The 10,446-nt window shown below is 64.1% G+C and carries 7 protein-coding genes and 1 pseudogene; 4 read left to right on the plus strand and 4 right to left on the minus strand.

Annotated features, from left to right (window positions below; genetic code table 11):
• The first annotated feature begins 110 nt into the window (after positions 1-110).
• The 4 genes from VMR39_RS17015 (at position 111) to VMR39_RS17030 (ending at position 4,855) form a co-directional block, all read left to right on the plus strand.
• Complete coding sequence (locus tag VMR39_RS17015; RefSeq protein ID WP_325417233.1) at positions 111-1,607, plus strand: MFS transporter; 1,497 nt, start codon at positions 111-113, stop codon at positions 1,605-1,607.
• 88 nt (positions 1,608-1,695) lie between these two features.
• Positions 1,696-2,349 carry a gluconate 2-dehydrogenase subunit 3 family protein gene (locus VMR39_RS17020; RefSeq protein ID WP_325417235.1) on the plus strand — a complete coding sequence of 218 codons (654 nt, stop codon included), beginning with the start codon at positions 1,696-1,698 and terminating at the stop codon, positions 2,347-2,349.
• Positions 2,346-4,028, plus strand: coding sequence for a GMC family oxidoreductase (locus tag VMR39_RS17025; RefSeq protein WP_325417237.1), 1,683 nt, complete (start codon positions 2,346-2,348; stop codon positions 4,026-4,028). The genes VMR39_RS17020 and VMR39_RS17025 overlap by 4 nt, the downstream gene beginning before the upstream one ends.
• On the plus strand, positions 4,025-4,855 hold the full coding sequence (locus VMR39_RS17030; RefSeq protein WP_325417239.1) for a nuclear transport factor 2 family protein: 831 nt from the start codon (positions 4,025-4,027) through the stop codon (positions 4,853-4,855). The genes VMR39_RS17025 and VMR39_RS17030 overlap by 4 nt, the downstream gene beginning before the upstream one ends.
• Before the next feature lie 69 nt (positions 4,856-4,924).
• Here the strand turns inward: VMR39_RS17030 and VMR39_RS17035 are convergent, their stop codons facing one another.
• The 4 genes and pseudogenes from VMR39_RS17035 to VMR39_RS17050 all read right to left on the minus strand — a co-directional run.
• A complete protein-coding gene (locus VMR39_RS17035; RefSeq protein WP_325417241.1) occupies positions 4,925-6,310 on the minus strand; it encodes a glycoside-pentoside-hexuronide (GPH):cation symporter in 1,386 nt (461 codons plus the stop codon).
• Positions 6,311-6,400: 90 nt separating this feature from the next.
• Positions 6,401-7,168: a hydroxypyruvate isomerase family protein gene (locus VMR39_RS17040; RefSeq protein ID WP_325417243.1), complete on the minus strand. Its 768-nt coding sequence runs from the start codon at positions 7,166-7,168 to the stop codon at positions 6,401-6,403.
• Positions 7,169-7,283: 115 nt separating this feature from the next.
• The gene (locus VMR39_RS17045) at positions 7,284-9,179 is read right to left on the minus strand and encodes a TonB-dependent receptor (protein WP_349255099.1); all 1,896 of its coding nucleotides are present in this window, start codon (positions 9,177-9,179) and stop codon (positions 7,284-7,286) included.
• 56 nt (positions 9,180-9,235) lie between these two features.
• Positions 9,236-10,446 (minus strand): annotated as a pseudogene (locus VMR39_RS17050) (hypothetical protein); the annotation flags it as partial.

Raw genomic sequence — 10,446 nt, forward strand, 5'->3', positions numbered from 1 at the left:
GCCAAGCTGGCAGCACGGTTGACCAACGCGCAAATTGCGATATTTCATTACTAGAATATTAATTCGATAATTGGCGCGCCGACGACGAGGTGCGCGACCGGGGGCAGGACATGAACGGTACGGGAGGAGAGGGCGCCGGGGCTGCGGACAGCGCGCTTGCGTCTGCTGCGGGGCTAAGCAGCAGGCAGCGCAGCATGGCATTGGCGATCGTCGCCACCGCCATGATCCTCGACCTCGTCGACATGACGATCATCAACGTCGCCGTTCCGACCTTGCAGGCGCAACTGGGCGCCAGTGACGCGGAAGTGCAGTGGATGGTCGCCGGCTATTCCACGGTCTTTTCGCTCCTGCTGATCACCGGCGGGCGACTGGGTGACATTTTCGGCTATCGGCGCGCTTTTCTGATCGGCGTCGCCGGCTTTACGCTGACATCCCTGCTGTGCGGGCTGGCGCAAGATCCCGGCCAGCTCGTCGGCGCGCGCCTGCTGCAAGGGGCGACGGCGGCGATCATGCTGCCGCAGGTCATGTCGCTGACCCAGATCATGTATCCGCCGCATGAGCGCATGGCGGCGCTGGGCCTGTTCGGCATATTGGGTGGCCTCGCCGCCGTGCTGGGACCGGTGATCGGTGGCCTTATCCTCAGCGCCAATCTGTTCGGGCTGGGCTGGCGGCCGATTTTCCTGATCAATCTGCCCATTGGGATCGTCGCGCTGGTGCTGGCGGCCCGGATATTGCCGGCGGGACGGTCGGCGGGCCGACCGCGGCTGGACATGATCGGCACCCTGCTCGTCATGATGCTGCTCTTCGCGCTGATCTTCCCGCTCATTCAGGGGCGCGACTATGGCTGGCCGATCTGGGGCTTCATGCTGATGGCGTGCAGCCTCCCCATCGCCCTCATCCTGATCCGTCACAGCCGGGCGCGGATGGCAAGGGATGGGTCCGCCCTGATCGTGCCGGAGCTGTTTCATGCGCGCGGCTTCTCCTTCGGCCTGTTGACGACGGTGGCGTTCCAGACTGCGACGGGCGGGCTGCTGTTCGTCCTGACCCTCGCCATGCAGCGCGGCCTGCACCTTACCGCAGCGCAGGTCGGCCTGGCCCATGTGCCCTATGCGTTCGGTGCGTCGTTCGCGATCGGCCTGCTGTCGCGAAAGGCGTTGCCCCGCTTCGGCCCCATCATCATCAGCTGGGGGGCGATTCTGATGATCGCGGGCCTGTGCGCGCTGATCGGCCTGTTCAATGCGCTGCACCTCATGGATATCGCCCCCTGGCTGCTGGGGTTGCCGCTTCTGGCCATGGGGCTGGGCATGGGGCTGGTCGGTGGTCCGCTGCCCCCCTGCACCCTGTCAGAGGTCGATGTGGGGCATGCCGGTTCCGCGTCGGGAACGCTCAAGGCGACGCAGCAACTGGGATCGGCCATGGGCGCGGCCGCGATCGGCACGCTGTTTTTCCTGGTTCAGCCGGGAGAGAGCATGGCTGCGGGCGACGCGATCCGCGCCTTCACCGTGTCGGCCATTGCCGTATCGGTGATATTGGCGATGGTGGGCCTGCTGGCACTGGCGATTCCCCGCCAGCTGCAAATTCGTGGAACAAGTCATGCAAAGGCATGAGGACGATACTTGCCGCCGCTCCATGGATTGTGTAAGAAATAGAATTATAGTTCATATGTGTGTCGTGCGAGACGCGTGAGGAGAGGATATGGGACAAGGCGACGACAGCCGCCAGTTGCCGTCCGACGGTGGATGGACGCCTGCCAGGGCGGACCGTCGCCAGATTTTGGGCGGTGCAGTCGTTCTCGGCGCGCTGGCAGGAATTCCGCTCCATGCCTGGAACAAGGTCAGGGCGGGCGAAGATGGCGGCGCCACCGCTTCGGAAAAGCTGCTGCTGGCGCGCCTTTCCGACCTCGTCATTCCTGCGACCGATACGCCCGGCGCCGTTGCGGTCGGCGTGCCGGCCTTCGTGGAACTGGCTTTGCGCCATGGTCTGGAGGACACGGCGTCCGAAGCCGCCGGTCCTGTGCGCATGGGAGGCGATCGCGGCGGCTTTCCGATGCTGGAAGAAGTCCAGAAGGAACTCAACCAGCGTTCAAGCACGCTGTTCCTCAACCTGTCCCCCGATCGGCAACAGGACGTGCTGGAAACCTATGACGCGGAAGCCTTTGGCGGCGAGCGGAAGGATCATCCCTGGAAGAAGATCAAGGCGCTGATCCTGACCGGCTATTATACCTCCGAAGTCGGGGCGAGCCGAGAACTCCACTATGAGCTGGTGCCGGGTCGCTGGGATCCGAATCTTCCCTTGGCCCCCAACAATCGGTCCTGGTCGAGCGACTGGACAGCGGTGGATTTCGGATGAGCATGGATTTTGACGCGATCGTGGTGGGTTCGGGCATCACCGGCGGGTGGGCTGCGAAGGAACTCACGGAAAAAGGCCTCAAGGTGCTGATGATCGAGCGGGGACGCATGATCGAGCATGGCACCGACTATGTGACGGAAACGAAGGCACCATGGGAGATGGAATTCCGCGGCGAGGGCGATGCCCAGCTTTATGCCGACGAATATCCGGTGCAGCGGCTCAATCGCCACTTCACCGAATTCACCCAGAATCACTTCGTCAACGACAAGGACAACCCCTATGCCGTGGCTGAAGGCACGCAGTTCAGCTGGTGGCGCAGCTATCAGCTGGGCGGCAGGTCACTGACTTGGGGACGGCAAAGCTATCGCTGGTCGGACTATGATTTCAGTGCGAACAAGGCGGACGGCTATGGCACCGACTGGCCGATCCGCTACGCCGACATCGCGCCCTGGTATGATTATGTCGAGGATTTCATCGGCGTTTCCGGCGCGGCGGAAGGGCTGGCGTCGCTGCCCGATGGCAAGTTCCTGCCGCCCATGGCTCTGAATGTCGTCGAACAGCATGTCCGCGCGGCGATCGCTCGGAAATGGCCGGATCGATGCTTGACAGTCGGTCGGACGGCCAACCTGACCGCGCCGAAGGAAGGGCGCGCGCCCTGCCAGTATCGCTCCATCTGCGCGCGCGGATGTTCCTATGGCGCCTATTTCAGCACGCAGAGTTCAACCCTGCCAGCGGCCCAGGCCACTGGCCGACTGACGGTGGTGACGGATTCGCTGGTGGAAGCGGTCGACCATGACCCCGTCACGAAGAAGGCGACCGGCGTTCGCGTCATCAACGTGAAGACCGGCGAGCGCAGCCGCCATGGCGCGCGGCTCGTCTTCCTGAATGCCAGCGCCTTCAACAGCGTGCATATCCTGCTGCGATCGCGGTCGGAGGCCTTCCCCGATGGCCTTGCCAACAGTAGCGGTGTGCTGGGCACTCATGTGATGGACCATGCCTCCACCCTGTCGACCATGGCGATCATGCCTGGGTTCGAGGATCGCACGACCTTCGGCAACCGGCCGACCGGCGTCGTGATCCCGCGCTTTCGCAATCTGGACAGGAAGGACGGCGACTTCACGCGCGGCTACAGCTTTCAGGGCGGTGCGTTGCAGAGCGGATGGACGGCGGCCAAGCGATCGGCGGGCATCGGCCAGGCCTATAAGGAACAGACCCGCAAGGTTGGCGGATGGCGCATGGTCTTTGTCGGTTTCGCCGAAAGCCTGCCCCGCGTCACCAACCGTCTGACGCTGGATCCAGTGAAACTCGATCCGCAGGGTCTGCCGATGCTCAACATCCATTTCGAGCATGGCGACAATGAGCGGCGCGCGCTGGCCGATGCCAGGACGGAAGCGGCAGCGATGATGGAGGCCGCCGGCGGACATGTCATCATGGGCTTCGACCAGCCCAATCCGGGCGGCACCGCCATCCACGAAATGGGCGGCGCGCGCATGGGCCATGATCCGGCGACGTCGGTGCTCAATCGCTGGAGCCAGGCGCATGACGTCTCCAACCTCTTCGTCACCGACGGCGCGCAGATGAGTTCGTCCGCCTGCCAGAATCCGTCGCTCACCTATATGGCGCTGACCGCACGGGCCTGCGACCATGCGGTGTCGCTGATGAAGGAGGGGGCGCTGTGAAGCGGTTCGCCTGTATCATGAGCGTCGCGCTGGTGTCTGTGGCGCCCGCAGTCGTGGCGAAGGCGTTGGAAAACCGGGCTATCTTTACCGATTTTGTCGATCGCTTCTATACGAAGCGCGATGTGGCCGGCGCCTTCGCCGCTCATGTCGCACTGGACTATATCCAGCATAATCCGGGGCTGCCCGACGGACCGAAGGCGGCTGTCGAAGCGCTGGCGCCGATGTTCGCCCGGCCGGATTCCCGGTTCGAGGTGAAGCATCTGCTGATCGACGGCGATCTCGCGCTGGTCCATCTGTTCGGGCAGGGCAAGCCGGGCACTCCTGGCGCTGCGGTGGCGGATCTCTACCGGTTGGAGGACGGCAAGGTCGTCGAACATTGGGATGTGCTGCAACCGATCGAACCGGGCAGCGATTCCATGGCGATGGCGTCTGCCAAACCCGCTGTGGAGGGCGCCACGACACGCAATCGCGCGGCGTTCGATCGCTTCATCGCCCTGTTGTTCGAAAAGGGCGATGTCGAGGGCGCTTACCGCCAGTTCGTCGCGCCCGATCTGATCCAGCATAATAGCCGGATGGGGCAGGGGCGGGACGGCGCGATCGCGGCGATCAAGGGATTGCGATCGGCACCGGGCGCGACTTTCGAAGTGCAGCGCCTACTGGTAGATGGCGATCTGGCGGCGGTTCACTATCGCGGCAAATTGTCGGCACAGGATCGCGGCGCTGCCGTGGTCGAGATTTTCCGCTTCGACAAGGGCAGGATCGTCGAACATTGGGACATGTTCCAGCCGGTCCCGGAAACGTCGCGCAACGCGCATCCGATGTTCTGAAACGAAAAGCCCGAACAGACAAAGAGAGGGGCCGCTGCCGGATGCAGCGGCTCCTCTCTTTTGTACGTATCAGGTCGCCCTTGCGGCGATGTCCCGGCGAATCCGGTCATGCAGTCCATCCATCGGCCAGAAGGCGATGATCCCGATCTGCACGATCATGATCGCGATCGGCCAGCCATAATAGGACCAGCGGATCGCGGCGCGGGCACCGTCGGTCACGACCTTGGGATCATAGCCGGCCATGCCCAGCACATAGGCGATGATCGCAGTACCCACCGCCATGCCGACCTTGGTCGACAGGCTGATACCGGACGAGAGCAGCCCTTCGTTACGGATGCCGAACATCCATTCATGATAGTCGACCGCATCGGCCGCCATGGTGAAGATGGCCGTCATGGTCAGGCTGACGAGGATCGCCGAGATCAGGAAGGCGCTCAGGAACAGAATATGCTGCGCCTCGATCCAGGGGAGCAGCATGTGCAGCGCGATGGCGAGCGCCAGTGCCGCGATGCAGCCCTTGCGGATGCCGGTCCGCTTGAAGATCATCGGTGCGATGAAGGCGCTGAGCAGCAGCGTGCCCGAAACGGCGGGCAGCAATATGCCGATCATCCATGGCGCCTTCATTACCTCGATCGCGAAGAAGGCGGTGACGGAGATCACGCAGCCGAAGCGCAGGAAATTGAGCGTGCAGAAGAGGAAGGTGACGAGCCAGGCGCGGTTGCGCACCATCGCGCCCACCTGCGGCCAGATCGCGCCGCTGCGGGGCGCTTCGTCATGATGCCGCTCCTTGCAACTGACGAACAGGTTGAGCAGCGCGGCCAATGTCAGTCCGGCGAAGATGATCGCGACCAGCGCGAAGCCTGTCCGTTCATTGCCGCCGCCCAGCATGGCGACCAGCGGCATGGTGGCGGCGGTTGCCAGGATCACGGAAATCGACGTGCCGATGGCGCGTGCGCTGCCTAATTGCATGCGGCTGCCATGATCGGTCGTCATCATCGGCATCAGGGCCGAAAAAGGCACCGCCAGAAAGCTGTACAATATGCCTAGCAGCGAAAAGGTAACATAGGCATAGGCCAGCTTCGCGCCGGTGGAGGCGTCGATCGTGGTGAAGGTCAGCACCAGCAGGATCGAGAAGGGAATGGCGGTGAACAGGAAATAAGGGCGGGTGCGGCCCCAGCGCGTCCTTGTCCGGTCGACCAGCAACCCGACGCCCAGGTCCACGCCCGCATCGAACAGGCGCGACAGCAGGAAAAGCGTGCCCACCGCTGCGGCCGGCAGCAAGGCGACATTGGTGTAGAAATAGAGCAGAAAGGCGCCAACGGCGTTCCAGCTGAGCCCGCAGGCGAAATCGCCCAGACCATAGCTGACCTTTTCCCATGGCCGCAGAGTGTCTCCTGCGATTGGCCTTATCGTCGACCCGTCCTGCATGGCATGACCTGCAACGGCACTCGTCATTGCGCTTCCCTTACCAGCTTGGCCCATTTGCGCCGGGCCTGATGCAGTTCAGGGCCGGTTTGTGGCCGGCCCTGACGTCATTTCTGAATTTTACAGGCCCGTCGCCACGCGGACGCTGGCGATCGATTGGGTCGTCGGCATGGTCGGCTGATATTCGAGGCCGATCGCCCCGTCATACCCCAGCGCGCGCAGCTTCGACACGGTGTCGGGCCAGTCGATGGTGCCCGTCCCCGGTTCGTTGCGGCCCGGATTATCGGCGAACTGGACATGCTGCACCAGGTGGATGCGACCGCCCAGCACCTCTTCCATATCCTCGCCCATGACGTTGGAATGGAAGACATCGTAGAGCAGGCGCAGATGGGGGCTGCCGACTTCCTCGATAATGTCGAGGGCAAGCGTTGTGCTCGACAGGAACATGCCGGGGTGGGACACGACGGTGTTGAGCGGCTCCAGCACCAGCACGACCCCGGCCTCTTCCGCCAGCGCGGTCGCCTGGCGCAGTGCCGTGACCGCCTCGGCCCGTTGTTCGTCCAGGCTGACGCCCTCGCGGGTGAAGCCGGAAGCGACGACGAGGGGAGGGCGGCCGAGCATCTTTGCGGTTTCCAGCGTGGCCTTCACGGCGGCCAGAAATTCCTCATGCTGGGCCGGGTCCACCAGACTGCGGCGCGGCCCGACGCAGAAGCTGGTCAGCGTCACGCCGGTTTCGTCGAGTGCAGCGCGAATATCGTCGATCGGCTTGTCGTCCCACAGGTGGAATTCGACGGCATCGATGCCAGCCGCCTTGGCCGCGCGGATGCGGTCGGCAAAATCGGGCGCATCGTCCTTGAACAGCCATTCGATGCAGGCGGACGGGAACATGCTCTTCTCCTTGGGCGTCCCCGATCATGGGGACTGGGTCCGGTCGAAGAAGAAGGGGCGGTTCCGCCGGCCTAGCCGGAACCGCCCCTGGATCATGTCATGCTACACGCCTTCGTCAGAAGCGGAAGGTGCCGCGTACGCCATAGGTGCGTGGCGACCCATAGACATAATTGATCAGCGTCGTACCGCCGGCATTCACATAGTTGACGAAGCCATAGGGCCGGTAATCTTCCAGATTGCGGACGTAGGCCTGCAGGCTGAAGCGATCGCCCGGCGCGCTATATTCCAGCGTCAGGTCGGTCTGGGTGAAGGCCTCCTGTCGTTCCGCCACCGCGTTGAACGGCTGGAGATAATAGTCGGATTTGAAGCGGCTGAAGATGCCGGCCGTGATCTTGTGATCGCCGATGTGGAAATCATGGTCGTAGCCGAGCGCGATTACCCATTTGGGCGATTGGACCGGACGGTTGCCGCTCAGGTCGAAGGGCTGGATGCCCGGCGTGGCTGGGTCACTGTCATAAATGGGACCGGTCAGGCCAAGCAGCGACGTCTTGAAAGCGGTCAGTTCCGCATTCAGATAATTGACCGTCGCGGTAAAGCGGTCGTCGCGCGACAGCAGGATGGTGGTGTCGGTTTCGATACCCCACACGCGGGACTTGCCGGCATTGACCACCTGATTGCCGATATTGGTGTCCAGGAAGACGGGGATCTGCTGATCCTTATAGTCATAATAGAAGGCCGCGACGTTGAACTGGATGGTGCGGTTGGCAAAGCTGTTCTTCGATCCCACCTCATAGGCGGTCAGCTTTTCCGCGCCGAACGCGCCGACATTGTCGAAGCCGCCCGCCTTGTAGCCGGCACTGACCTTGCCGTAGACCAGATGGTCGCGGGTAGGCGTATAATCGAAGCCCAGCGTCCACGTCGCCTGGCCTTCGTTCAGGCGCGGCGGTTCGAATTCGACCCGGCCCGGACGGGTGGTATCGTCGATCGGGGGCGGATTGGGGCCGCGCCCAAACTGCGGGCCATAATTGACGTACAGGCCTTTCTTCTTGTCCTTGGTGTAGCGAATGCCGCCGGTGACGGTCAGCTTGTCCTCGATCAGCGGTACGGTCGCCTGCGCGAAGCCGGCCATCGACTGGTTCTTCACATAGGGGCGATAGAAATAGTTGAGATAGCTGCCGCCCGCCGCCAGCGGCAGGAACAGGCCCTGCGCCATCTGCTGGTTTTCGTAGAAGTAGAAGGCGCCGACCTGATAGATGATGCCGCCCTTGTCGCCACCCGACAGGCGGACTTCATGGCTTTGCGTCTGTGAATCCTTCGAATAATTCTGGACGAACGTGGTCGGCACGAAGCCGTTCAGCGGCTGGCTGACATCCGACTTCACGTCGCGATAGCCACCGATATAGCTCAGCGTTCCGATCGTGCCGACGTCAATATCCAGCCGTCCGCGAACCGCATATTGCTTGATCTTGGTAAAGCCCAGATCGCCCAGCGGGAACGACTTCTTGGGCGGGTTGAAGTCCAGGTTGAGCGGCACGCCGCCGCCTTCCAACTGCGGCGTGGACGGGATCACGTCAACGATGCCGGATGCATAGCCGGGATTGGCCAGCACGCCATTATTGGCGACGACGATGCCATATTGGGCGATGCCGGTGGTGTTGACGTCGACATATTCGCCCGCGACATAGGCGCGGACGCCCTCGACCGGTTCGGCGTAGAAGGACAGTCGCGCCGCATCGGTATTGCCCGCGCTGCCGCGACCGGCGGGGCCGTTGTCGAAATAGCCGTCATGTTCATTGTGCATGCCGCTGGCGCGGAAAGCGAATTTCTCGCCGAGCGGCACGTTGACCGCAGCTTCGGCGCTGATCGCATCATAATTGCCGTAGCTGCCCGTGGCATAGCCGGCAAATTCGCCCAGCTTGGGCTTGGCGGCGACGATGTTGAGTGCGCCGGCGGTGGCGTTGCGGCCGTAGAGAGTGCCCTGCGGCCCTCGCAGCACCTCGATCCGCTCCAGATCGAAGAAACTGGCGTGCCCTCGCTGCCGACGGCCACCGTGTTGTCACGGTCGGCCGTGGAGCCTGCGCCCAGCGCGACACTGTTGATGCCGTTGGCGGTGGCACCGGCACCGAGCGCGGTGGACTGCACTGCGCCGGCCCACGAGTTCCAGCCGATGGCGGTGGCGTAGTCGTCGGTCGCCCAGGCACCGGCACCGAAGGCCGCCGCACCGTAACCGCTGGCACGCGCCGGGATCAGCCCGAAGAAGGTGCTGCCGCCGATGGCCACGCTTTCATCGCCCGTGGCTTCGCTGGAATCACCCATGGCCACGGAGCTGGCGCCGCTGGCGGTGGCGAACACGCCGGCCGCGGTGCTGTTGGCACCACTGGCCAAGGTGCCGTAACCCAGCGCGGAGCCGAGGCGACCGCTGGCTTCGCTGTAGCCGCCGACGGCGGTGGTGCCATCGGCCGAGGCCGAGGCACGGAAGCCGCTGGCCAGTGACTGCGCGCCGCTGGCGATGGCTTCGGCACCGTTGGCGGTGCTGTAGACCGCCGTGGCCTGCGCGCCGGCACCGGTGGCGGTGCTGCTGGTCTCGCTGGCGACCGCACCACTGCCGAAGGCGGCGCTGTCTTCGCCGGTGGCCTGGGCGTTGTTGCCGATCGCCGCGGCGTTGCCGCCGGTCGCCAGGCTGTTGAAGCCAACCGCGGTGGCGTTGGCCGCTACTGCGGTGGCACCACTGCCGAGCGCGGTGGCACCGTCGCCGCTGGCATTGGCGGCCTCACCGGCGGCCAGTGCGTTGTCGCCTTCCACATAGGCGCCGGCATCGCTGTCGTCGCTGCCGCTGGCCTGGAAGTACTTGCTGGTGTTCTCCGCGGTGGCGGCGACGGCATCCAGCTGGTCCTTGTTCACCGCATCGGTGCCCTCGGTGCCGGCCGCGACGTTGGTGATCTGGCGCGTATTGCCGGCACCGCCGACGGAGACCGTGTTGTCGCGGTCTGCAATCGAGTCGGCACCCAGCGCCACGCTGTTGGCGCCCTGTGCTTCGGCGGCGTTGCCCAGCGCCGTAGCGTTGGTGCCCGGTGCCCAGGCACCACCACCGACCGCCGTGGAGTAGTCACCCGAGGCTTCGGTGGCGAGCAGGCCGAACAGCGAACCACCGATGGCCACGCTGTTCACGCCGGTCGCCAGGCTGCCCTGGCCGGTGGCCGTAGCGTATGCACCGGAGGCTTCCGAATCGCCACCGAGGGCCACGCTGTTGGAACCGGAGGCGTTGGCGAAGTTGCCGA

The organism is Sphingobium sp., assembly GCF_035511395.1.
Taxonomy (GTDB): Bacteria; Pseudomonadota; Alphaproteobacteria; order Sphingomonadales; family Sphingomonadaceae; genus Sphingobium.